This window comes from Achromobacter sp. JUb104, from assembly GCF_024806975.1.
Taxonomy (GTDB): Bacteria; Pseudomonadota; Gammaproteobacteria; order Burkholderiales; family Burkholderiaceae_B; genus Achromobacter; species Achromobacter spanius.
The window spans coordinates 803,065-827,374 of the sequence record NZ_JANUEY010000001.1 but is presented as its reverse complement, the minus strand read 5'-3'; the positions used below and the strand labels follow the sequence as shown (position 1 = coordinate 827,374).

The following is a 24,310-nucleotide window of genomic DNA, read 5'->3' as shown; positions in this document are numbered from 1 at the left end:
TGATGGCGACCTCCCGCATCCGTCCCGGCGACCCCGTGGAAGAAGCGTCGCGCTGGGTCATCCGGCAAAGCGGCCAGCGTCTGGACGATGCCGAGCATGCGGCGTTTGAAGCCTGGTATCGCGCGGATTTCCGGCACGCGGCCGCCTATGACCGCTTGTCGCGACTGTGGCGGCGCATGGGTGAAATTGATCGGGGCAAGCTCAGCAAGCGCCCCGCGCGCAAGCTGCGGGCAACCGCGATGCTGGCGCTGCTGACGGCCGCGTTCTCGGGCTGGTTCGGGTCAAGCAGCCCGACGCAGCAGGCCGATTATGTGGCCGGCGCCGGCGTCTTGGCGCTGACGCTGCCTGATGGCTCAAGCGTCGTGCTGGACGCGCACAGCGCGCTGGCGCTGGACTACACCGACGGCCGACGACAAGTTCGCTTGCTGGCGGGCCGCGCGCAGTTCGAGCCCGCGCCTCGGCAAGACGGCATGGCCCCCTTCTCGGTCCTCACCCGCGACGCCTCGGCCACGGCGCTTGGCACGCGGTTCACGGTGGACCTGCAAGACGACGGCACCCGCGTTGCGGTGCAAGCGCATCAGGTGGCGGTGCATTGCCTGCCTTGCTTTGAAGACCAAAGCGCGACCTTGTCGGCGGGCGAAGCCGTTGACGTATCCGATGCGGGTATCAAGCGCAGCGCCGAAGCGGGTACGGCATCGCCCGGCTGGACGCGCGGGCTGTTGAGCTTTGACGACGTGCCCTTGCAGACCGCGGCGCAGGCGCTGGCCCGCTATAGCGGCAAACACATCATGGTGATGGGCGATGCCGCCCGGGCACAGCGCGTGTCGGGCACCGCCAATGTGGCTGACGCCCGCCGCGCGCTGGAATTGCTGTTGGCGCAGACGCCGGTGCGCGTGACGGACTTGCCGGGTTTGCTGATCTTGCGTTGAGGGCGCCCCGGCCGCGCGCACGAAGCCGAAGCCGCACCAGCCCCAAGATCGGCGTCCATGTCTACATCCGTACTTAATCGGTAAATGAGAATCGATATAAATTATTCATCACGATTTTGATGAGGGGTTTGGGCAGTGCCGACGTCCTACGGCTGACATTACTGCTTAGGACTTACGCATGGCTTCCCGCTTTTTCTTCCGCCGCCTGCCTTCCGGCGCGGCCGCCGCGGCCACCTTGAGCATGGCGCTGACCTTGGTGAACCCGGCGCTGGCGCAGACGCGCGCCACCGCTGTCGCGTTCGACATTCCGGCCCAGGCCTTGGGTTCCGCCCTGCTCGCGTTGGGCCAGCAAGCCAATCTGGAAGTGTCCTTCGTGCCGGCGGCGGTCGTGGGCAAATCGGCGCCTGCATTGCACGGCACCTTGTCGCCGCTGGACGCGCTGGACCAGTTGCTGCGCGGTTCGGGACTTGCCCTGCGCAATGACGGCCCGGGCCGCTACGTGATCTACGTCGACAAGACCAACCAGTTTTCAGCGCTGCGGCTGGACGCGGTGAAGGTCTATGGCGAACACAGCGACGAGCGCGTCTACACGCAGGAAGAAATCGCCACCACGCCTACGGCTAACCAGGACTTGACCTCGCTTGTGGCCACCCACCCCGCCGTGCGAACGAACGCGACGGCCAATGGCTCAACGAACCGCGGCTCGATGAATGTGGAAGACATTTCTTTCCACGGCTCCAGCCCATATCAAAACCTGTTCCAGATCGACGGCATGGATGCGACCAACCGCGTTGATCCCGCCAGTAAAAACCTGAACCTGCAGATCGGCAATATTCCCAGCAATTCGCAGTCGTACTTCGTGGACACAAACCTGCTGGGCGAAGTGCGCGTGATGGACAGCTTTGTGCCCGTGGAATACGGCCGCTTCACGGGCGGTGTGGTCGATGCGCGGCTGCGCCGGCCGTCCGGTGAAAACCATCTGCAACTGGACTACCGTTGGAACACGTCAAAAATGACCCAGCAGAAGATCGCCGAAGGGGATGAAAAAGGTTGGGGCCAAGGCAAGCCGGGCTTTTCGCCGGAATGGAAGAAGCGCTTCTACACCGCCATTGGCGACATCGCCATCAACGACAAGACCGGCGCGGTACTCAGCATGTCGCGACGCGAATCCAGCATCCGCCGCTGGAACATGGGCGTGGACGCCGACCAGCCCATGCAAGGCGAAGACAACTACACCGACCGCATCGACAACTTCCTGGGCAAGTTCACCGTGCGCGCCACGGCGGACACCATTTCCGACCTGACCCTGAAGTTCAGCGACCGCCGCGAAACCCTGGCAAGCGACACGTTCCGCAACACGGAATGGGACAACACGCACGCCGCGCGCGGCGTCGGCTGGAACCTGGATCACGCTTTCCAGGGTGGGCGCGCGTCCGTGCAGGCGGGTTGGGACAATGCGCTTAGCAACCGCTCATCAGATGCCACCGAGCTGGTCACGCACAAGTTTCCCTCCATTCCCCAATTCACCACGGGCGGCTACGGCAAGGAACAAAAGGAACAGGACACCTGGACATTGAAAGGCCGGATAGACCTGGACCCGATACGCACGGGGCCCTTCATGCACACGCCCTATGTGGGTGTGGACATGCAGCGTGTGGCGGTGAATTTCGAGCGATTCAGCGATTCGTATTCGTACATTGCAAACCATCTGGCCAACGGAGGCGAACGTCAAACCAGCAAGGTGCATAACCTGCAAGGCACCGTCGCAACGAAGTACAACACCGCGTCCGTCTACGTGTCGGACCGTGTGGAGTTGGGCCGCGTCGCCTTCACTGGCGCGCTGCGTGCCGACCGCGAGACGTTTCTGGACAACACCAATGTGTCGCCGCGCACACGGCTGGACTGGGACGCTTTCGGCGACGGCAATACGGTGATCAGCGGCGGCTGGGCCCGCTATTACGGTTCCGACGTGCTGAACATTGCGTTGGAAGAACGGATCAACACGCTGCGGCGTCAGGTGCTGGACCGCAACGGCAACCCCGTGGCCGATGGCTCCAAGCCCTACTACGTGTCTTATGAAGGGTTGCGCACCCCCTACGACGACGAATGGGCGCTGTCGGTCAGGCAGCGCATGGGCGGCATGGAAGGCGTGGCCGCCTACGTACACCGCAACGGACGCGACCAGGTCAGCAAGTCTGGCGACAGCATCCAGGGCTATCGCTACCTGAACGACGGCAAGTCCACCACCGACACCATCAGCCTGACGCTGCGCACGCTGGAACCGTGGCGGCTCATGGACACGCGCTGGACGGCGCGCGCCGACTGGAGCTATCAGAAGCGCCGGGTCAACGCCGATCTGGTCGAGGGCTATGAGGGCGGCGCGCGAGACCCGGATGAATACATTCTTTACGACGGCGAGCGCATGCGCGCCATCGACCTGCCACCGACGACATTCCATCAGCCGCAGAAAGCCTCGTTGAGCCTGACCGGCATCTGGCCCAAGGCCGGGCTAACCTGGGACAACAGCGTCCAGTGGCGCAGCTCGCGGATGTCATCGATTTACGTGGGCTTTGGCCCGCGCCCGGAATCGCTACAAAGCTACCGCAGCGCCCGATTGGCCTCGTACTGGACCTGGGACACCCGCCTGATTTGGGAACCCACTTTCGCGCGCAACGTCGCCTTTACCGTGGACGTTCTGAACGTCTTGAACAAGACGCCGGCCATTACCGCCAGCAACCCGAATCTGTCGACCAACCGCAGCACGTACCAAGTTGGCCGCGAGATCTGGGTACAAGCGAGTTACCGCTTCTGATGCGCGGTGTGCCTATTCGCCGTGGCATTGCGGGCGCGGCGCTCGTTATCGTCATGGCTTGCGGCGCGGCCGCGCGGGCGGAGCCGGCTGCGGCTTGCTTCAGCGGTGGCGAATGGGACGGTGCCTGCCTGCGCGCGCAATACGCCGGCCCGCCCAGCGATTGGCCCGCGCCGGACATTGATGCCGGCATCACGTGGACCGAATGGGCCACCGTGCCGCCGCCCGGCGCACCGCCGACATCATGGCTGGCAGCCAACGCAGACCAAGCGCAGTTGGCGCAAGACATTCAACAGCCTGATGTCGTGGCCTTGGGGCAGATGCTGTTCTTCGACGCGCACCTGTCACGCAAGGGCCAGGTGTCTTGTGCTTCCTGCCATCAACCGCAACGCGCCTTCTCGGATGGGCGTCCGCTGGCAATCGGCGAAGACCGCCTGATGGGTCGGCGGCGTTCAACGCCCTTGTTGGCGGCGCCTTTCGCGCCCAGCCTCTTCTGGGATGGGCGAGCGGCATCGCTGAAAGCCCAGGTGCTGGGGCCGGTGCAGGACAGCCGCGAGATGAATCATGACCTGGGTGATGCCATGGCCCGCCTGCGAACCCTGCCGCCGTATCCCGAGCAGTTTCTGAAGGCGTTCGGGCCGGGTGGCGGGATTGATGGAAAGGCGGTCGATACCGCGGCGGTCGACACCGACCGGCTGGCCCGCGCGCTCGCCGCTTTCGTCGCGACGATCCGCCCGCAAACCACCCGCTTTGATGCGTTTCTGAATGGCCAGCACGATGTCCTGGACGAGCGCGAACTGTTGGGCATGCATCTGTTCCGCACGCAGGCGCGATGCATGAACTGCCACAACGGCCCGCTACTGACGGACCATCAATTCCATAACATCGGGCTGTCGTTCTATGGCCGCCGCAATCAGGATCTCGGCCGATTTGAGGTCACGCGCGACCCCGCCGATCTTGGCACGTTCCGCACACCCAGCCTGCGCAATGTCTCGCGGGCCGGGCCTTGGATGCACAACGGTCTGTTCACGGATTTGAAGGGCCTGCTGCGCATGTACAACGCGGGCATGGGTCGGGACCCGGCGCCGGCCGACCCGACTGACGCCTACGCGCCGCGCAAGTCGGAACACATCCGGCCACTGGATCTCAGCGCGGACGACATCGACGCCCTCTTGGCGTTCTTGAAAGTCTTGTAGGGAAAGGAGAAAGCGGCGTCCCGGGCGCTTGCACGGCGCAAGCTCGGGAACGCCGCTGGCCTGCCGTTATGAGTACGGGCGCTCGCGCAGGCGGGTGTGGTTATCGACCACGGTGTCGATCACTTCACGCAGGATGGTTTCGGCCAAGGCGGGCGGCACGCCCGCTTCTTCGGCCAAACGACGGATGCGCTCGACCTGCTGGGATTCCCTGACAGGGTCCACCAGGTCCATACCGTGATTGGTCTTCAATTCGCCAAGCATGTCCGTGCAGCGGAAGCGCACGCCGAGCAGCAGCATGATTTGCTGATCGATTTCATCGATCTCGGCACGCAGCGACGCCAGCTCGGCTTTTGGGGATTCATTCGTGGCCATGTTTAACCCTGAACAATATCAAGCTTCGCAATGCCCAGCGCCAAAGTCTTGGCGCCCACATCGCGAAACTGGATTTCTGCCTGGGCGTCCTGACCGGCCCCGCTCAAGCCAATAATCGTGCCATCGCCAAACCGCGCGTGATGCACGCCCTGACCCACACGATACTGCTTGTCGCCCACCGTGACACCGCTTGCAATGCCGCGAGGTTGACGCGGCGCAATGGTATTGGTGGCCTTGCGGCCGAATGCGTCACCACGGTTGCCGCCGCCCCAGCCCGCGCCCGTGCTGCTGAGCGGCGCCAGGCCGGCCTTGGGGGACAGCCACTTCAGATGCTCTTCGGGAATTTCGTCCAGGAAGCGCGAGCGCATCGCATAGCGCGTCTGGCCATGCAGCATCCGGCTTTGCGCCAGGCTGATGTACAGACGCTGCCGGGCGCGCGTGATCGCCACATACATCAGGCGGCGCTCTTCTTCCAAGCCAGACTGTTCCAGGATGCTGTTCTCGTGCGGGAACAGCCCCTCTTCCAGGCCGGTGATGAAGACCGCGTCAAATTCCAGGCCCTTGGCGGCATGCACCGTCATGAGCTGGACGGCGTCCTGGCCTTGTTGGGCCTGGTTGTCGCCGGCTTCCAGCGCGGCGTGCGACAGGAATCCCGCAAGCGGGGTCAAGCCGTCGGACGCCACGATGGGCGCGTCGACCACGCCGGGCATCAGCGTCGACGAGGCGGCCTGCTCGGGCACCACGCCGGCAGGCATGCCGTCGTAGTTTTCTTCCGACGCGAACACGGCAGCCGCCGTGATCAGTTCGTTCAAGTTTTCCAGCCGCTCGGCGCCTTCGCGTTCCGCCTTGTAATGGGCGTTCAGGCCGCTGGCCTCAAGCATGTGCTCAACCATTTCCGGCAGCGGAAGGTCGCGCGTTTCTTCGATCAGGCGATGGATCAGTTGGGCAAACTGGGCCAGGTTGGACCCGCCCTTGCCGCCCACCAGCGCCACCGCGCCGTACAGGCTGGTGTCGTGCGCGCGGGCCGCGTCGGCCAGTTGCTCCAGCGTGCGCGCACCAATACCGCGCGTCGGGAAATTGACGACGCGCATCCACGAGGTGTCGTCGTGCGGGTTGGCCATCAAGCGCAAATATGCCAGCGCATGCTTGATTTCCTGGCGTTCGAAGAAGCGCAGGCCGCCATACACCTTGTACGGGATGCCGGCCGAGAAGATGGCGTGCTCGATCACGCGGGATTGCGCGTTACTGCGGTACAGCACGGCGATCTCGCGGCGCAGGCTGCCGTCATGGATGAGCGAACGGATTTCGTCCACGATCCATTGGGCTTCCATGCCGTCGGAAGGCTGTTCGATGACGCGCACCGGTTCGCCTTCGCCCTGGTCCGTCCACAGGTTCTTGCCCAAGCGGCCGCTGTTGTGGCCGATCAGCGCGTTGGCGGAATCCAGAATGTGGCCGAACGAACGGTAGTTCTGCTCCAGGCGGATCACGGTGCCGTGCGCGTAGTCGCGCTCGAAGTCGGACATGTTGCCGACGTTCGCGCCGCGAAAGGCGTAGATGGACTGGTCGTCGTCGCCCACGGCGAACATCGCCGCGCCACCGCCGGCCAGCAGGCGCAGCCACTTGTATTGCAGCGTGTTGGTGTCCTGGAACTCGTCCACCAGAATGTGGCGGAAGCGGCGCTGGTAATGCTCGCGTACCGGCGCATTGCGCGATAGCAGTTCATAGGCGCGCAGCAGCAGCTCGGCGAAGTCGACCACGCCTTCGCGCTGGCACTGGGCTTCGTAAAGCTGATAGATCTCGATCAGGCGGCGGCGATGGGCATCGTAGGCCTCGACGTCTTGCGGACGAAGGCCTTCTTCCTTGGCACCGTTGATGAAGCGCTGCACGTCACGCGGCGGGTACTTTTCATCGTCGACGCCATTGGCCTTCATCAGGCGCTTGATGGCGGCAAGCTGATCGGTGACATCCAGGATCTGGAAGCTTTGCGGCAAGCCGGCGTCGCGGTGATGCGCGCGCAGCATGCGGTTGCACAGGCCGTGAAAAGTGCCGATCCACAAGCCGCGCGTATCGATCGGCAAAATCGCCGACATACGCGCCAGCATTTCGCGGGCGGCCTTATTGGTGAACGTGACTGCCAGCAGCCCAAAAGGCGAGGCCTGGCCGGTTTGAATCAGCCAGGCCATGCGGGTAGTGAGTACCCGGGTCTTGCCGCTGCCCGCCCCGGCCAAGACCAGGGCGTGCTGCGGTTCTAACGTTACTGCGGCGCGTTGTTCAGGGTTGAGCTTCTCTAGCATCATGCCGCGTAGCGGCGCAGATGTTGAGCAAATTGCTCGAGCCCGGCGATGCCGCTTTGCTGGGCGCGCTGGCACCAGGCCTGCAGGTCATGAAGAAGCTGTTCGCTGCTGGCGCTGGAGCTTTCCCAGATGCGGCCGAGTTCACGACGCATTTGCACCAGCGTCGACAGCGACTTGTTCTGGGCAATGGCGCTGTCCACGGCAGCCAGGGTTTCCGGCTGGAGGATGTCCTCGTTGCGGTGGAGGGCACTACGCACCTGACGCAGCTTGGTATAGCCGCAATCCGCGTTGCCTTCCTGGCGCGAGGCCTTCAACTTGTTCATTTCTTCGCGAGCGGCGCTCTTGATCACGTCCGCATAGCGGGCCATGACTTCGTAGCGGTGCGTGATCACGCCTTGCAGGGTGCGCAGATCGATGCCGGTGCGGGTGTCGTCCAGCTTCAGCTTGGGCGCAACCTTCTTGATCTTGGCCAGGCCAAAGAACTTCAGGATGTTGATGTAGGCCCAACCGATGTCGAATTCGTACCACTTGGCCGAAAACTTGGCCGACGTGCCGTGGGCGTGGTGGTTGTTATGCAGCTCTTCGCCGCCAATCACGATGCCCCAGGGGAACACGTTCGTGCTGGTGTCCGGGCTGTTGTAGTTGCGGTAGCCCCAGTAGTGGCCGATACCGTTGACGACGCCAGCTGCCCAGAAGGGAATCCAGGCCATCTGAACCGCCCACACCGTGACGCCGACAGCGCCGAACAGGGCGACGTCGATGGCAAGCATGGACAACACGCCCCACAAGCTGTGCTTGCTGTAGACGTTGCGTTCGAGCCAGTCGTCAGGCGTGCCGTGGCCGAACTTGGCCATGGTTTCCTTGTTGTTCGATTCTTCGCGGTACAGCTCCGCGCCGCGGAACAGCACCTTCCAGATGCCGAACAGCATGGGCGAGTGAGGATCGCCTTCCTTTTCGCACTTGGCGTGGTGCTTGCGGTGAATGGCAACCCATTCCTTGGTGACCATGCCGGTCGTCATCCAGAGCCAGAAGCGGAAGAAATGCATGACGGCTGGATGGAGATCCAGACCGCGGTGCGCTTGGCTGCGATGGAGGAAGACGGTGACCGCAACAATCGTGATGTGCGTCACGACCAAGGTGAAAACGACAATCTGCCACCAAGTGGCTTGGGTCAGACCGCCGGCAATGAAGGAGAGGATGTAATCCATAAAGCTGTTATGAGCCTCGCTTGTTAAGTGCCTGAAGTTTAGCTTACCTTTGCCGTCTTATGACAAGGTAGTTTCAAAATAGTTTTTGAGCGAAATCAAGGACTAAGCCCTGCTTTTAGAGCAAAAAAAGCCACGCTCGCGATCACTTCGGGCAGATCGCGAGGCTAGCCTTGCGGACATGCGGCGCTTTGGGCCGGCTACCCCTGGTAGATGGGGGTATTCGCAAAGACACCTGGGTTTGGCCATATCCCGCAATTAAAGTTCCTGTCAGCGAGGGGGCTGGGGGAGTAAGGGGGCTTCTGCCGCGATTGTTTTTCCCAGGGCACACGCACCGGGCAAAATTTCACCCCTAAAATGCCGCAGAACTGTCTCATTTGCCCCACTGATGTCACCGACAAAAACCCGTCCCTTATTGTTTTCGGCCCTTGCCTTCCTTGCGCTGGCGCTACACGCCCCCGTGTCCGCCCAGTCAATAAAGTCGGGCGACGTGGCCGTGTTGGCGTCGTACTACGAAATTCGAGGGTCGGACTGCCTGGCGCTGCGGGCGCCCTACGTGGTGATCACGGAAAAGCCGCGCCTGGGTAAGGCCAGCATCGTGCAGACTCGCGGGCAATCCAGCGATTCCGGCCGCTGCGCCTATAAGTCGGTAGCCGTATCCCAGGTGGTCTATATCGCCGACCAGCCAGGCTCGGACACCCTGGCCTGGCAGGTGAAATACCAGAACAAGACCTTGGGCACCCGCCGTTACAGCGCCACGGTGGGCGTCACGCCGGCCAAATAGCCGGCGCGCGCTACCCCGGGAGGCCTCAGGCCGGCTTGCCTGGCACGTCGGTATCGGCCTCGGTGGCAGCCTCGGCAGCGGCCACGGGTTCCGTCACCGGTTTGACCTCAGCCGCTTCTGCGTCGACCGGCGTGACGTCTACGCCGGTTTCCGCCAGCACGTCCTGGCCGTCGTCTTCCGCCAGGTCAGCGTCAGCCGCTACGCCTTCCGCTGCCGGCTCCGATGCCGCGCCCTTCTTTTTGCGCTCGAACACCGCCGCGAAAAAGCCGTCGGTGCCATGCACGTCGGGACGCAATTGCAGATACGGGCCTTCCAACTTCAGCGTTTCGCAGCGCGAGGCCAGGATCTCGGCCGCATCCAAGCGTTCGAAATCGGGGTGACTGGCCAGGAAACGTTCGGCCTGCACTTCGTTTTCTTCCGCCAACAGACTGCAGGTGGCATAGACCAGACGTCCACCCGGCGCCACGCAACGCGCGGCGCTGTTCAGAATGCGCTCTTGCAACTGCCCCAGTTCAGCTAGCGCCTGGGGGTGCTGACGCCACTTCAAATCCGGATTGCGGCGCAAGGTGCCGATGCCGCTGCACGGCGCATCGACCAGCACGCGCTGGGCCTTGCCGGCCAGGCGCTTCACTCGGGAATCGTTTTCGCTGTCGATCACGACAGGCACCACGTTCGACAAGCCGCTACGCGCGAAACGGGGCTTGGCGCGCGCGAGACGGGCGGCCGAGACGTCGAAGGCGTACAGGCGGCCGGTGGAGCGCATCAACGCGCCCAGCAGCAGCGTCTTGCCGCCGGCCCCAGCGCAGAAATCGATGATCATTTCGCCACGGCGCGGGGCGACCAGCAGCGCCAGCAACTGGCTGCCTTCGTCCTGCACTTCGATGCTGCCGTTTTCGAACTGCGGCCAGCGGTTGATGGCAGGGCGCCCTTCCATGCGGATGCCCCACGGCGAATACGGCATCGCCACGGGTTCGTAGCGGCCGGCGCTTTGCTGAAGCTCGGTCAACATGGCATCGCGTTCGACCTTGAGGGGATTCACGCGCAGGTCCAGGCTGGCCTGACGGTTCAGCGCTTCGACGAGGGTGTCCGGGCTGTCCATCAGCGCCAGGCGCTCGTCCAGCCAATCGGGAATGCTGCCGCGAATGGCCCGCGGCAAGGTTGCCAGGTCAATCTGCGACACGCGCTTGAGCCATTCGGCTTCGGCGGCGTCCATGCCCTCTTCCAGCGCCTCGGCGCCCAGCGTCGCGTTCAAGCCCAGGATGGCCAGGCGGCGCGATGCGGGACCCACGCCGCTTTCGCCGAACTGGCGATAACGGCGAAGGTGGCGCAGCACGTCATAGACGGCCTCGGCTACCTCGGAGCGATCACGCGCGCCCAGGTTGGGGTGGTGACGCAACCAATGCGACAGCGCGGCATCGGCAGGATAGGTCCATTGCAGGATTTCGCCCAAAACGCGCTGGACCTGATCGATGCGGATGGCCGCATAAGACTGGCGGGGACGATTGAACTGCGGCTTTGGCGCGTTCTGATCACGACTGCCCTGATGGGCATCGCCACCACGGTGGCCAGCATATTGGCCGCGTTCGCCACGGTCGTCGCTGCGCGGGCCGTCATAGGACGGACGCGAATCCGAACGGTCCTGACTTTCACGGCGATCCGAAGCATAGGAACCACGATCACCGCCACGGTTTTCACCACGCGGGCCATTGCCGTACGACGGGCGCGAATCCGGACGACCCGAGCCTTCACGGCGCTCTGACCCATAGGAACCGCGTTCGCCGCCACGGCTATCACCACGCGGGCCATTGCCGTACGACGGACGCGAATCCGGACGACCCGAACCTTCACGGCGCTCCGAGCCATAGGAACCACGTTCGCCGCCACGGCTGTCACCACGCGGTGCGTTGCCATATGACGGACGCGAATCCGGGCGGCCCGAGCCTTCGCGACGCTCAGAACCATAGGAACCGCGTTCACCGCCACGGCTTTCGCCGCGCGGGGCGTTGCCATACGACGGACGCGAATCCGGTCGACCCGAGCCTTCACGGCGATCCGAACTATAGGAACCGCGCTCACCGCCACGGCTTTCACCACGCGGGGCGTTGCCATATGACGGACGCGAATCCGGTCGGCCCTGACCTTGACCCTGGCCTTGTCCCTGGCCGCCACGGCGCTCCGAACCGTAGGAACCACGCTCGCCGCCACGGTTTTCACCACGCGGGGCGTCGTAGGACGGACGGGGCGCGGGGCGTCCCTGGCCTTGGCCTTCGCGGCGGTCGCCGCCGAAGCCGCCGCGTTCGCCACGACCTTCGCCGCGCGGGGCGTCAAACGACGGACGGGGCGCCGGGCGGCCGGCATCGCGGCTGGGGCGCTCTTCACGCCCTCGTTCGGCGCGTTCGCGCACCGGCGCCTCGCGGGCTTCGCCCTTGGGACGCGAAAAGAAGGACCGACCGTCGCGCCCTTCGGAGGCGGCCCTCGGGGAGCCTGCCGGACGAGAACGCGGAGATTGGGGTTTAGTCATGGTGTGTTCCAGTGGGGCGGAGGAGTTCCGCCCGATAAAAGCGATTCAGGGCCGCTCAGGCGGCCGGCGACCAGGTGAAAAGGCGTGCGGGATCCCCCTGCACGTCCACCCGGTGGTCGTTTGTCAGGGTAACCCGGCCTTCGGCCAACCAGCGCACGGCTGCCGGAAAAGCTTGATGTTCCACGGCCAGCACGCGGTTGGCCAGCAGTTCCGGCGTATCCCCAGCCAGAACCGGCACACAGCCCTGGGCAATGATGGGGCCGTGGTCCAGGACCGGGGTCACGAAATGCACGGTGCAGCCATGCACACGCACGCCGGTCGCCAAGGCTTGGGCATGCGTATGCAGGCCAGGGAATGCCGGCAACAGCGATGGGTGGATATTGACCAGGCGGCCAGCGTAATGGTTGACGAAGCCAGGCGTCAGTACGCGCATGAAACCGGCCAGAATGACGTAATCAGGCGCATAGCGATCGATTTCGGCGGCCAGGGCGGCATCGAAAGCCTCGCGGCTGGGGTAGTCCTTGTGATACAGCGCCGCATTGGGAATGCCTTGGGCGGCGGCCCACTCCAGGCCGCCTGCGTCCGGCCGGCTGGCGATGACGGCGGCGATTTCGGCCGGCCAGCCCTCGTTGCGGCAGGCTTCGGCCAGCGCCTGCATGTTGCTGCCCCGCCCCGATATCAGGATGACAAGGCGGCGCTTGGAAATTTGTGTGTCCGGCAAGATAAAGAATCCAATAATTACCCCCAACGCGCCCCGACAGGGACGCGATTTGCGTGGCGCAACGGGCTTGTCCGCCTTCATCCAAGCACGATAAAAACCGTCGGCGCGTGAATGATTGGAGGGGATTGGAACAAACCCGGAATCCAAAATTGTAAACTCTCGCTCGTGAAACCATCGCTGCGTATCTACCGATCCCTGCCTCCGCCCGACCGGCGCGCTCCTTGCGCGCTGACGATCGGCAATTTCGACGGCGTCCATCGCGGGCATCAAGCCATGCTGGCTCGCGTCTGCCAGGCCGCCCGCGAGCGCGGTCTTACCCCTTCCGTGATGACGTTCGAGCCGCATCCCCGGGAGTATTTCGCCACGCTGAACCAACGCCCCGAATTGGCGCCTACCCGAGTCTCGGGCTTGCGCGACAAGCTGTCGGCGCTGGCGCGCTACGGCGTCTCTCAGGTGGTGGTGCAGCGCTTCAACGCCCGGCTGGCTGAAATGTCGGCCAATGCGTTCATCGAAAACCTGCTGGTCCAGGGCCTGCAGACCAAATGGCTGCTGGTGGGCGAAGACTTCCGTTTTGGCCACAAGCGTAGCGGCGACATCGACCTGCTACGCGAGGCCGGCATGCACCACGGCTTCGAGGTGCAGACGCTAGCGGACGTGACCGACCAGCAGGGCCATCGCATTTCAAGTTCCGAGGTGCGCACGGCGCTGGCCGTGGGCGATCTGGACCGCGCCCGCCACCTGCTGGGCCATCCCTTCCATATCAGCGGCCACGTCATCCACGGCCAGAAGCTGGGCCGCACCCTGGGCTACCCCACCATGAACCTGCGCGTGGCCGAACGCTGCGCCGCGCGCTCGGGCATCTACGTGGTGCAGGTCTATGGGCTGGCCGACCGGCCCTTGCCCGCCGTGGCGAGCCTGGGCGTGCGCCCAACCGTCGAAGACCGTGGCAGAGTGCTACTTGAGTCACACCTGCTCGAAGACACGATCAATGCTTACGGTAAACTCGTACGCGTCGAATTCCTGCACAAGCTGCGGGACGAAGAAAAATTTCCTGACCTCCCTTCCCTGACTGCCGCCATCGCCGAAGACGCGCGAAACGCGCGCGCTTATTTTGCCGTTCATGGACTATAAAAAGACCCTCAACCTGCCCGATACCCCCTTCCCCATGCGGGGCGACCTTGCCAAGCGCGAGCCCGCCTGGATTTCGCAATGGGAGGAAAACCACGTCTACCAGGCGATCCGAGCAGCCAGCCGCGGCCGGCCCCGTTTCGTGCTGCATGACGGCCCGCCCTATGCCAACGGCGACATCCACATCGGCCACGCGGTCAACAAGATCCTGAAGGACATCATCGTCAAGAGCCGCAACATGGCCGGCTATGACGCGCATTACGTGCCAGGCTGGGACTGCCACGGCATGCCGATCGAAATCCAGATCGAAAAGAAATTCGGCAAGCACCTGCCCGTGGCGGAAGTGCAGTCGAAGGCTCGCGCCTACGCGCTTGAGCAGATCGACCGCCAGCGCAAGGATTTCAAGCGACTGGGTGTGCTGGGCGAATGGGATCGCCCGTACATGACCATGAACTTCAGCAATGAAGCCGACGAGATCCGCGGGCTGGGCCGCATCCTGGACAAGGGCTACGTGTTTCGCGGCCTGAAACCCGTGAACTGGTGCTTTGACTGTGGTTCCGCCTTGGCCGAAGCCGAAGTCGAATACGCCGACCGCGTCGACCCCGCCGTTGACGTCGCCTTCCCGTTCGCTGAACCGGCCAAGCTGGCCGCCGCCTTCGGGCTGGACTCGGTGGATGACGGCGCCATCGTCATCTGGACCACCACGCCCTGGACCATCCCGTCCAACCAGGCGTTGAACGTGCATCCGGAAATCGAATACGCGCTGGTGCGTGTGTCGCCGGCGCCCAAGTTCGGCCCGCTGCTGCTCGTCGCGAAAGACCGCGTCGAAGCCTGCCTGAAATCGTGGAACCTGGAAGGCGAAATCATCGCCACGGCCCCCGGCGAGGCGCTGTCCGAAATCGAATTCCGCCATCCGCTGGCGCAGTTCAACGACGCCTACGACCGCCGCGCACCGATCTACCTGGGCGACTACGTCACGGCAGACTCGGGCACGGGCGTCGTGCACTCGGCCCCGGCCTACGGCATTGAAGACTTTGTGTCGTGCAAGGCGCACGGCATGAAAGACACCGACTTCATCAGCCCCGTCATGGGCGACGGCAAGTACGTGGACAGCCTGGCGCTGTTCGGCGGCCTGTCCATCTGGGATGCCAACCCGAAGATCGTCGAAGCGCTGACCGAAGCCGGTGCGCTGATGCACGTCGAAAAGCACAAGCACAGCTACATGCACTGCTGGCGCCACAAGACGCCGATCATCTACCGCGCCACCAGCCAATGGTTTGCCGGCATGGACGTGGCCCCCAAGGACGGCGGCCCGACCCTGCGCGAATCGGCCTTGGCCGGTATCGACGCCACGGCCTTCTACCCGTCCTGGGGCCGTGCCCGCTTGCACGCCATGATCGCCAACCGCCCGGATTGGACCCTGTCGCGTCAGCGCCAATGGGGCGTGCCGATGGCCTTCTTCGTGCACAAGGAAACCGGCGAGCTGCATCCGCGCACGTCCGAACTGCTGGAGCAGGTGGCGCAGCGCGTCGAGCAAGGCGGCATTGAAGCCTGGCAAGCGCTGGAACCGCGCGACCTGCTCGGCGACGAAGCCGACCAATACGAAAAGAACCGCGACACGCTGGACGTCTGGTTCGATTCCGGCAGCACGCACGCAACGGTGCTGGGCGGCAAGGATGGCGACTTCGCCGGCTCGCATGGCGCTGAACTCGGCTGGCCCGCCGACCTGTACCTGGAAGGCTCGGACCAGCATCGCGGCTGGTTCCATTCGTCGCTGCTGACGGGCTGCATGCTGTACGGCCAGCCGCCCTACAAAGCGCTGCTGACGCACGGCTTCGTAGTGGATGGCCAAGGCCGCAAGATGAGCAAGTCGGTGGGCAACGTGATCGCGCCCCAAAAGGTGTCGGACTCGCTGGGCGCGGAAATCCTGCGCTTGTGGGTCGCCTCCACCGACTACTCGGGCGAACTTTCCATCTCGGACGAAATCCTGAAGCGCGTGGTCGAAGGCTACCGCCGTATCCGCAACACGCTGCGTTTCCTGTTGGCCAACGTGGCCGACTTCGACGCGGTGTCGCAGGCCGTGCCGTATGGCGATCTGTTCGAAATCGACCGCTACGCGCTGGCGATGACGGCGCAGATGCAGTCGGAAGTGCAGGCCAACTACGAACGCTACGACTTCCACCCGGCGGTCTCGCGCTTGCAGACGTTCTGCTCGGAAGACCTGGGCGCCTTCTACCTGGATATCCTGAAAGACCGCCTGTACACGTCGGCGCCCAATAGCGTGGCGCGCCGCTCGGCGCAGACCGCGCTGCTGGACATCACGCAGACGCTGCTCAAGCTGATGGCGCCTATCCTGTCCTTCACGGCCGAAGAAGCCTGGAAGGAACTGGTGGGCTCGGCGCTCAAGCACCAGGCCGACGCCGCCCGCACGACGATCTTCACCGAGGTCTATCACGCGCTGCCGCCGTTTGCCGATGCCGACGCGCTGTCGGCAAAGTGGACGCGCCTGCGCGCCATCCGCGCCGAGGTCCAGCGCAAGCTGGAAGAAGTGCGCACGGCGGGCGACATCGGTTCGTCGTTGCAAGCCGAAGTGGATCTTTACGCCAGCCGCGACGACCAGCAATTGCTGGCCAGCCTGGGCGACGACCTGCGCTTCGTGCTGATCGTGTCGCGTGCCACCGTGCATGCGGGCGAAGGCGACACCCGCATCGAAGTCACGCCGTCGACGCACAAGAAGTGCGAACGCTGCTGGCACTGGCGCCTTGACGTGGGCCAGGACGCGGACCATCCCGAGATCTGCGGCCGCTGCGTGTCCAACCTGTTCGGCTCGGGCGAAGCCCGCGACAAGGCGTGAACATGGCCCGCCCCTCCGATTCGGGAGTGACGGGCACGGCGCCCGCCCGCGCCGCGCCGGCGCGCGTGGGCGGCTGGCTGGCGCTGGCCTTGTTGATCATCGTGCTGGACCAATTGACCAAGGTGTACTTCAACACCTCGTTCCAATATGGCGAGCGCGTCAACGTGCTGCCGGTGTTCGACTTCACGCTGATGTACAACCGGGGGGCCGCGTTCAGCTTCCTGGCGTCCGAAGAAGGCTGGCAGCGTTGGCTGTTCACCGGCTTGGGAATCGTGGCGGCCGTGGTCATCACGATCATCCTGCGGCGCACGCATGGCCAACCGCGCTTCAGCCTGGCGCTGACGCTGATTCTGGGCGGCGCCGTCGGCAACGTCATCGACCGAGTGGCCTATGGCCACGTAGTGGACTTCCTGCTGTTCTACTGGAACGAGTCCTACTTTCCCGCCTTCAACCTGGCGGACGTGGGTATCAGTTGCGGCGCCGTGCTGCTGGTGCTGGACGAGCTTTTGCGCGCCCGCAAGAAGCCGCAGGCTTGACGACTTCGCGCCGGGGCAGTCCTGCCCCGGCCATCCCCTCCCCCTGGCTTTTGCCGTGTTTGATACCCCCTGAATGCATGGCGAACGGCGCAATGCCGCAATGCAGAATAAAATCACCCTCCATTCCTCGTTTTCACGGCGCTGAACCCGCCGCCACGCCCTCATGCTCGATCTCGCCCGCAAACGCATCGTCCTCGGTCTGACCGGGGGCATCGCCTGCTACAAAATCGCCGAGCTGGTGCGGCGCATGACCGAACAAGGCGCCACCGTCGACGTGGTGATGACCGAGGCGGCCACGCACTTCATCACGCCCGTGACGATGCAAGCCCTGTCGGGCCGGCCGGTATTCGTGGACGCCTGGGATGCGCGCGTGCCCAACAACATGGCGCACATCGACCTGACGCGCGGCGCAGACGCGGTGCTGATCGCGCCCGCCAGCGCCGACTTCATGGCCAAGCTGGCGCACGGCATGGCCGACGACCTGCTGTCCACGCTGTGCCTGGCGCGCGCCTGCCCCTTGCTGGTGGCGCCCGCCATGAACCGCGAGATGTGGGCCAACCCGGCTACCCAACGCAATGTTGAACAACTGCGCGCGGACGGCATCAGCGTGCTGGGCCCGTCGGCCGGCGAACAGGCTTGCGGTGAAACCGGCGACGGCCGCATGCTGGAATCGCATGAACTGCTGAGCGACCTGATTGCATTTTTCCAGCCCAAGCTGCTGGCGGGACGCCACGTGCTGCTGACCGCGGGCCCCACGTCCGAACCGGTCGACCCGGTGCGCGTGCTGAGCAACCGCTCGTCGGGCAAGACCGGCTACGCGCTGGCCCGTGCCGCGCGCGAAGCCGGTGCGCGCGTGACCTTGATCACCGGCGCCACCTTCCTGCCCGTGCCGCGCGGCGTGACGGCGCTGTCGGTCATGACCGCGCGCCAGATGCATGATGCGGTCATGGCCAGCGCGGCCGATGCCGACATCTTCATTGCCGTGGCCGCCGTGGCCGACTGGCGCGTGAAGAACGTCAGCACGCAAAAGCTGAAGAAGACAAGCGAAGGCGGCGGCGCGCCGCTGATGGAATTCGAACCGAATCCGGACATCCTGGCCGAAGTGGCCAAGCTGGAAAACGGCCCGTGGTGCGTCGGCTTCGCGGCCGAAACCGAAAAGCTGGCCGAGCACGCGGAAGCCAAGCGCCAGCGCAAGGGCATCCCGCTGCTGGTGGGTAACCTGGCGCACAAGGTCATGGACGCGGACACCACCGAACTGGTGCTGTTCGACGAGCAAGGCGCGCACCCGCTGCCGGCGGGCGACAAGCTGGAAGCCGCGCGCCGCCTGATCGCGGAAATCGCAGCACGCTTTCCGGCCTGATTTCGTTTAAGCCCGGGGGTTCGTCAGCCAGGCTTTCTGGCTGATTCCGCACTTAAAAAAAGAAGGGGCCCGCGTGGGGCCCTTCTACTTTTACTGCTCGAGGCTGATGTTCGCGGCCTTCACGGTATCGGCCCATTGCTGGCGGTCCTTTTCCAGGAATTGCGCCGTCTTCTCCGGCGTCATTCCCGTGACCGGCTCGGAGCCCAGCCCCGCCATCTTCTCGACCAGCGTCGGGTCCTTCAGCACGTCTTGCAGCGCGGCGTAGTAAGCGGCCAGCACGTCGGCCGGCAAGCCCGCGGGCGCGAACACGCCCTGCCACGTCGGCATGTCAAAACCCTTCAGGCCCTGCTCGTCCAGCGTCGGCACGTTGGGCAACTGCGGCGCGCGCTTGAGCGACGCCACGGCAATCGCCTTGACCTTGCCTTGCGAGGCCAGCGGCGCGGCGGTCGAAATGTTGTCCATCGTCATGGCGATGTGGCCGCCCAGCAGGTCGGTGATGACGGGCGCCGCGCCACGGTATGCCGCGTGCGGTACCTTCACGCCCATCTTGTACAGCATGGTTTCGGCGATCAGGTGGTTGGAAATACCCACGCCCGCCGTGCCGTACGTGGCGGTCGGCGTCCTCTGGAAATATTCCTTAAGCTCGGCCAGGTTGTTGGCCGGCACGTCCTTGTTGACGATGACCACGTTGGGCTGCACGGCAGCCAGCGTGATCGGCGTGAAGTCAGACGGCTTGTAGTTCGTGCCCTTGGGATTCAAGACATGCGTGATGGCCATGGATCCTGCGGCCGCGATGCCAATGGTGTAGCCGTCAGCGGGCGACTGCGACAGGCGGTACGCCATGATGTTGCCGCCGGCGCCGGCCAGGTTTTCAACCACGACCGACTGACCCAGGCGCTTGGACAGCGGGTCGGCAAGCAGGCGCGCCAAGGTGTCGGCCGAGCCGCCGGGTGCAAAACCCACCAGCAGCCGCACGGGCTTGGTGGGCTTCCACGCATCGGCGGCGTGTGCGGGCGCGGCCAGCACGGGCAGGACCGTCAGGGCAGCGACGGCGGACAGGGCGCCAACGGCGCGGTGCAAGGTACGGCTGAACATGAAAAACACTCCCAACATTAAATTGACGAAGACAGCTTCGTCTCCCCATGCCGCTCATCCGGCGTGGCGGCGGCAAAAATCCGCCACCGCCATGCCGTACTGAAACGTCGGCGGCTTTATTCCAATAACTGCGACAAGGCCTGTGCCACGATGCGGTTGGACAACAGCACCGGCCGGCCCGAGGCCTGGGCCACGGCATCGCGCATGCGCTGGCTGTAGCCCATGCAATGCATGACGATCAGGTCGCACGATGCCAAGGCCTGCCCCGCTTGCGCAAAGTTGCGCGCGGCCTGATCCGCATCGGCCTCGTAAGGCGATGCGTGCACGATCTGCGTGCCGCAAGACAGCGGCACCGCCAGATGAAAGAAGTCGACCTGTTCGGCCAAGGGCACCACCAGCCCCACGTTGCGGCAATGCTGCGACAGGCCCGCGACCAGATGGTCAACCACTTGCTGCGGCTCGACCACCAGCGTGCGCATCGGCGCGATGGCGGTGCCGGTACACAGCGGCACCAGCGCGTCATAACCGGCGCCGTCCGCCTGGCGCATCACGTCGGCCAACCGGGCTTCGGCGGCGGCGGCGTCCAGTTCGATTTGCGCGCCATCGCGCATGCGGGTGGCGAAACGGTAGGCGCCGTCGCGCGGGGCCATCGCGGCCAGCGCGGCGGCATCCAGGCCGTCCAACGCACCGAACTCATCGATATGCACGGCATCGCCCAGCAGGCGCGCCATTTCAGGCACGACATCGCTGCGCGGTGATTGGCCAATCGTGAAGAACGCGACGCGGCGGGTTTGGGCTGCGCTCATGCCGCACCGCCGTCTTGGCGGCCGACGGTTTGCAAGTGCGCCATCGACCCGTAGCGCGCCTGCAAGGCGGCCCACTCGGCGTCATCGAAGAACGTCATCTTGCGCTGGCCGTACAGCTTGGCGATTTCGATGCAGAAGCGCATCGCCACGTCGGCATCCACGGCGTTGGTCACGCCGGTGGCGCAACCGGGCACGGTGGTTTGCGCGGTCAACGCCACGCCCACGACGGGCGCGTCGGTGACGATCGTCGGCTGCATCAGCGAATTCACATGCCACAGGCCGTTTTCGTAGGGCGTGATGTCTTGCGTCGTCAGCGGCAGGGTCACGGGAAGTTCACCGCTGACCCAGCCCATCACGTCCAGCATCGTTTCCGGAATGCGCAGCAGGTAGCCCTGCTTGGCCACAGGCGTCAGCGCCACGCCGCGCTTGTTCACCAGGCGGTTGCCGCGCGTGGTGTCCACGGACAGGATCGCGTCCATGCGCGGGTCCACCTCGTGCGACATCATTTCGCGCATGGGAAAAGGCGAACGCATCATCGGTACGGGATGATGCGGGCGGGTGCCGGCACGCGGGCAGATGTGCGTGCGGATGCGCACCGTGCCCGGCATCACGTCGCCCTGGCGCGCCATTGCCATCAGCTTGAGCGCGGCGGCAATGGCCACCACGGCTCCATCGCTATCGGACACCAGGCCCGTCACGGCGGGCCGCGCGCCAATCCCGCCCAGACGGCCGACGATGCCGAGTTGCGGCGCGGAGGCATCCAGGCCGGGAATGACGATGGACAGGAAATCGGTCGCCGCGCCGTCGCGTTCCAGGCGGGTGACTTCCACCTCGCAATCGCCGGCGTCGCGCAGCACCTTGGCCACCGCGTCGCCGGTAATGTGCGCCGAGGACAGCAGCTCGATGGTGTCGATCACCTGCTTCATGCCGGAATCTCCAGCGGACCCGGTTGGAACACGCGCGGCTCTTCGCGGCCCAGGAACAACGGGGCGTCGTGCGGGCCGATCAGCGAGACCTGCTGGCCGCGCACGCGCAGGCCCGATCCTTCGGGCAGCCCAAGCACCGGCATTGCCGGGTTCAGCGTGCAGAACTCGGCCAGGCGCTGGGCGCGCGTTTCGCCACGGTGTCCGGGCGGATGCGCGTTGGTGTAGTGCGGGTTGATCTGGAACGTGATCAAGTCCAGGCCGTCGAAGCCACCCGGGTCGGTGATGGGCATGTCGTTCGTGGTGCAGATGGTGGGGCACGTCAGGTTGGAACCGGCGCTCCAACCCAGATACGCCGCACCCGCGCGCACGCGGCGCTTGACCACGTCCAGCAAGCCTTGGCGACGCAATTGCCCCAACAGGTTGAACGTGTTGCCACCGCCCACGATGATGACGGCGGCATTTTCCAGCGCAGCCACGGGGTCCGCTGCACGATGCAGGCCTTCAATGGCCAAGCCCGTGTCCGCCAGGGCCGAGGCCACCAACGCGGTGTAGTCGTCCCAACCGCGCGTGACGCCGGCAAACGGCACGAACACGGCCGGCGCGCCGGGCGGCAGCGTGTCGATCAGTTCGCGGATGTCCGGCAGGGCATGCACCAGATAGCCGGCGTCGCTGCTGGAATTGCTGAGTAGCAAAAGGTTCATGGAAAAGATTCCGTCAACAAAGCAAAAGGGAAGAATTCAGGTAAGCCAGTAGGGGTCGTTCAATTGGCGCCCCAGCCCGGCCACTTGCGTAAGCACCGCGTCGCGCAGGCGCGCCACGCGCTCGGCATCGGCCTGGAAGGATACGAACGACAGGCACAGGCCGCGCAACTCACCCGTGGCGGGATCGCGCACGGCGGCGGCCACGGCGCCGATGCCGGGCATGGCCTGGTCGATGGCGACGCCGCAGTGATCGGCGCGCGTCTGCTCGACCAACCGCGCCAGGTCGCCCACGGTGGCGGGGCAATCACGCCCTTCCATGGGCAAGGGCTGCGCGGGGTCAGCGCCATACAGCGCCTGGAATTCGGCATCGCTCAAGCGCGACAGCAGCGCACGGCCCATCGCGGTGCCCGAGGCATTGCGACGCGAACCGGGCGGCGACAGGACCTGCACGGGATGCGAGCCGTTCAAGCGCTGCAACACCACGGTTTCGCGCTGGTTCAAGGTGGATAGATAGGCAGTCAGGCCGCTGTCTTCCGATAGCCTTGCCAGCACGTCGCGGCAAGCTTCGTCCAGCGGTGTGGCGGCCATGCCGGCGCGTACCGCCTGGGCCAGCAAGGCGCCGGGGCGATACCGGCGCGTGGCCGGGTCCTGGTCCAGCAAGCCGTAGTGCTGCATCTGGTTCAGCACGCGCGACGCCGTGCTTTTGGGCATGGCCAGGCGCGCCGCGACATCGGTGAAGCTCAGTTCCATGGCGCCGTCCGCGTAGAGCGACAGGACGCGCTGGACTCCGTCTAGAATGCTCATGTTTGTTCCATAAATTGGAACTAAAGTTCCTTAATAGAGAACAAGCATAATGCAGGGCCGGGAACGCGGTCAATACGGGATGTTGCGGCGAACAAATGCCCCCGTATCAGGCGGGGGCTTGAACAGCCGTAAGTTAATTAAGGGAATGCAGCTGTTGTGAACTACCGGTCGGCCAGCGTGGACCACTGCGCCAGCGGCAACGGCGGCTGCGCATGCAGGATGCGCGCCAGCACCAGCTTCAACTCTTCCCAACCACCCCGCTCGCTTGGCCAACTGGACGGCGTGACCGGCTTCCAGCCGCCCTCCGGCGTGCGCTCCGCCATCTTGAAGCGGAAGGTGTAATGCCCCGCCATGCCCATGCGCAAATCGCTCACGACCAAGGCGTCGCCGATGGCGTCGTAACGCAGCCAATCGTCCGTAAACCATTGCAGGCGCTGGTGCAGGGGGACGTCATCCAGCGCTTGCGCCAAGTCCAGATGCAGCGGCTGACGCAGCCATTCGGGCGGGCCCCGATCAAACAGGCTGCTGACGGCTTCGTAGTAGTGGCCATCCGGCGTCTTGGCGATGACGCGCCAGACCAGGGTATTGAACGGCATCGACACAGCCCGCAGTTCGGTCACGGCGATGCCCTGTTCGCGCATGGCCTCGCGCACCCGGTCTTCGGCGGCCATGCGGCTGGCCAGGCCAAAGCCCAGGTACGCAGTGCTGAAGACCAACACGCCTGCCAGGAAGCGGCGCGCGCGCTGCGTCATCCCGACGGCAATGGCGTAGAACACCGCCAGCAACACCGGCACCGTGTAGACGGGATCAATAATGAAAATGGCCGACCAGCTTTCGGGAATGGTGGTCATCGGCCAGAAAAGCTGCGTGCCGTAGACGGTGAATGAATCCAGTATCGGATGCGTCACCAGCACCAGCCATATCGTCAGGAACAGCCGCCGCCCGCTATAGGGTGCCTGTGGCCAATATTTGCGTATCAGCCAGGCAAGCAGCATGGCCAGGCCGGTCAGCACGAATACCGAATGGGAGAAGCCCCGGTGGTAGGTCATGAGGGACACCGGATCGGGGTACCGCATCAATACGTCAAGATCAGGCAGCGTTCCCAGCGCCGCCCCATAGATCAACGCCCTGCGCCCCTGGAAGCGCCCCAGCAGCGCGCCTTGTATGCCCGCGCCCAGCACGGCTTGTGTTACCGAATCCATAGTTTCCCAGTCGAATCTTCCATCAACCGCATCAATCAGACAGCCTAGATAACATTTGGCCATCAAG

The 24,310-nt window shown here is 64.6% G+C and carries 19 protein-coding genes; 8 read left to right on the top strand and 11 right to left on the bottom strand.

Features of this window, described 5'->3' with window-relative positions; all coding sequences use genetic code 11:
• The first annotated feature begins 2 nt into the window (after positions 1-2).
• The 3 genes from M2361_RS03760 (at position 3) to M2361_RS03750 (ending at position 4,934) form a co-directional block, all read left to right on the top strand.
• Positions 3-929, top strand: a complete 927-nt coding sequence (locus M2361_RS03760) for a FecR domain-containing protein (protein WP_259246283.1) — start codon at positions 3-5, stop codon at positions 927-929.
• Between the two features lie 178 nt (positions 930-1,107).
• Positions 1,108-3,741 (top strand): TonB-dependent receptor, encoded by a 2,634-nt coding sequence (locus M2361_RS03755; RefSeq protein ID WP_259246282.1) that lies wholly within the window; start codon positions 1,108-1,110, stop codon positions 3,739-3,741.
• Between the two features lie 53 nt (positions 3,742-3,794).
• Positions 3,795-4,934, top strand: a complete 1,140-nt coding sequence (locus M2361_RS03750; protein WP_404976345.1) for a cytochrome-c peroxidase — start codon at positions 3,795-3,797, stop codon at positions 4,932-4,934.
• 66 nt (positions 4,935-5,000) lie between these two features.
• Here M2361_RS03750 and M2361_RS03745 read toward each other — a convergent pair whose 3' ends face one another.
• From M2361_RS03745 to M2361_RS03735, 3 genes are read right to left on the bottom strand one after another with little or no spacing between them, the layout of a single operon-like run.
• Positions 5,001-5,306 carry a chorismate mutase gene (locus tag M2361_RS03745; protein WP_259246280.1) on the bottom strand — a complete coding sequence of 102 codons (306 nt, stop codon included), beginning with the start codon at positions 5,304-5,306 and terminating at the stop codon, positions 5,001-5,003.
• A 2-nt stretch (positions 5,307-5,308) separates the two neighbouring features.
• A complete protein-coding gene (locus M2361_RS03740) occupies positions 5,309-7,603 on the bottom strand; it encodes a UvrD-helicase domain-containing protein (protein WP_259246279.1) in 2,295 nt (764 codons plus the stop codon).
• Entirely contained in the window at positions 7,600-8,808 is a 1,209-nt protein-coding gene (locus tag M2361_RS03735) for a fatty acid desaturase (RefSeq protein WP_050445253.1), read from the bottom strand. The genes M2361_RS03740 and M2361_RS03735 overlap by 4 nt, the downstream gene beginning before the upstream one ends.
• Before the next feature lie 457 nt (positions 8,809-9,265).
• On the opposite strand from M2361_RS03735, the gene M2361_RS03730 reads away from it, so the two are divergent.
• Positions 9,266-9,589, top strand: coding sequence for a hypothetical protein (locus M2361_RS03730; RefSeq protein ID WP_404976254.1), 324 nt, complete (start codon positions 9,266-9,268; stop codon positions 9,587-9,589).
• Positions 9,590-9,614: 25 nt separating this feature from the next.
• On the opposite strand, the gene M2361_RS28980 is transcribed toward M2361_RS03730, so the two are convergent.
• Positions 9,615-11,060: an RsmB/NOP family class I SAM-dependent RNA methyltransferase gene (locus tag M2361_RS28980; protein ID WP_310508905.1), complete on the bottom strand. Its 1,446-nt coding sequence runs from the start codon at positions 11,058-11,060 to the stop codon at positions 9,615-9,617.
• Between the two features lie 1,105 nt (positions 11,061-12,165).
• Entirely contained in the window at positions 12,166-12,831 is a 666-nt protein-coding gene (gene purN, locus M2361_RS03720; protein WP_259246276.1) for a phosphoribosylglycinamide formyltransferase, read from the bottom strand.
• A 165-nt stretch (positions 12,832-12,996) separates the two neighbouring features.
• Here purN and M2361_RS03715 point away from each other — a divergent pair, with 165 nt between their 5' ends.
• The 4 genes from M2361_RS03715 (at position 12,997) to coaBC (ending at position 18,709) form a co-directional block, all read left to right on the top strand.
• Entirely contained in the window at positions 12,997-13,962 is a 966-nt protein-coding gene (locus tag M2361_RS03715; RefSeq protein WP_050445250.1) for a bifunctional riboflavin kinase/FAD synthetase, read from the top strand.
• Positions 13,952-16,813, top strand: coding sequence for an isoleucine--tRNA ligase (gene ileS / locus M2361_RS03710; RefSeq protein ID WP_259246275.1), 2,862 nt, complete (start codon positions 13,952-13,954; stop codon positions 16,811-16,813). Before M2361_RS03715 ends, ileS begins: the two co-directional genes overlap by 11 nt.
• Before the next feature lie 2 nt (positions 16,814-16,815).
• The gene (gene lspA / locus M2361_RS03705) at positions 16,816-17,349 is read left to right on the top strand and encodes a signal peptidase II (protein ID WP_259246274.1); all 534 of its coding nucleotides are present in this window, start codon (positions 16,816-16,818) and stop codon (positions 17,347-17,349) included.
• A gap of 163 nt (positions 17,350-17,512) precedes the next feature.
• The gene (coaBC, locus tag M2361_RS03700) at positions 17,513-18,709 is read left to right on the top strand and encodes a bifunctional phosphopantothenoylcysteine decarboxylase/phosphopantothenate--cysteine ligase CoaBC (RefSeq protein ID WP_259246273.1); all 1,197 of its coding nucleotides are present in this window, start codon (positions 17,513-17,515) and stop codon (positions 18,707-18,709) included.
• Positions 18,710-18,799: 90 nt separating this feature from the next.
• On the opposite strand, the gene M2361_RS03695 is transcribed toward coaBC, so the two are convergent.
• The 6 genes from M2361_RS03695 to M2361_RS03670 all read right to left on the bottom strand — a co-directional run bounded on the left by M2361_RS03695 (position 18,800) and on the right by M2361_RS03670 (position 24,243).
• The gene (locus M2361_RS03695) at positions 18,800-19,804 is read right to left on the bottom strand and encodes a tripartite tricarboxylate transporter substrate binding protein (protein WP_259246272.1); all 1,005 of its coding nucleotides are present in this window, start codon (positions 19,802-19,804) and stop codon (positions 18,800-18,802) included.
• A 116-nt stretch (positions 19,805-19,920) separates the two neighbouring features.
• On the bottom strand, positions 19,921-20,610 hold the full coding sequence (locus M2361_RS03690; protein ID WP_259246271.1) for an AroM family protein: 690 nt from the start codon (positions 20,608-20,610) through the stop codon (positions 19,921-19,923).
• A complete protein-coding gene (locus M2361_RS03685) occupies positions 20,607-21,536 on the bottom strand; it encodes a DUF1177 domain-containing protein (RefSeq protein WP_259246270.1) in 930 nt (309 codons plus the stop codon). Before M2361_RS03685 ends, M2361_RS03690 begins: the two co-directional genes overlap by 4 nt.
• Complete coding sequence (gene pepE / locus M2361_RS03680; protein ID WP_259246269.1) at positions 21,533-22,237, bottom strand: dipeptidase PepE; 705 nt, start codon at positions 22,235-22,237, stop codon at positions 21,533-21,535. Before pepE ends, M2361_RS03685 begins: the two co-directional genes overlap by 4 nt.
• A gap of 36 nt (positions 22,238-22,273) precedes the next feature.
• On the bottom strand, positions 22,274-23,041 hold the full coding sequence (locus M2361_RS03675; RefSeq protein WP_259246268.1) for an IclR family transcriptional regulator: 768 nt from the start codon (positions 23,039-23,041) through the stop codon (positions 22,274-22,276).
• 161 nt (positions 23,042-23,202) lie between these two features.
• Positions 23,203-24,243: a metal-dependent hydrolase gene (locus M2361_RS03670; protein WP_259246267.1), complete on the bottom strand. Its 1,041-nt coding sequence runs from the start codon at positions 24,241-24,243 to the stop codon at positions 23,203-23,205.
• Positions 24,244-24,310: the final 67 nt, after the last annotated feature.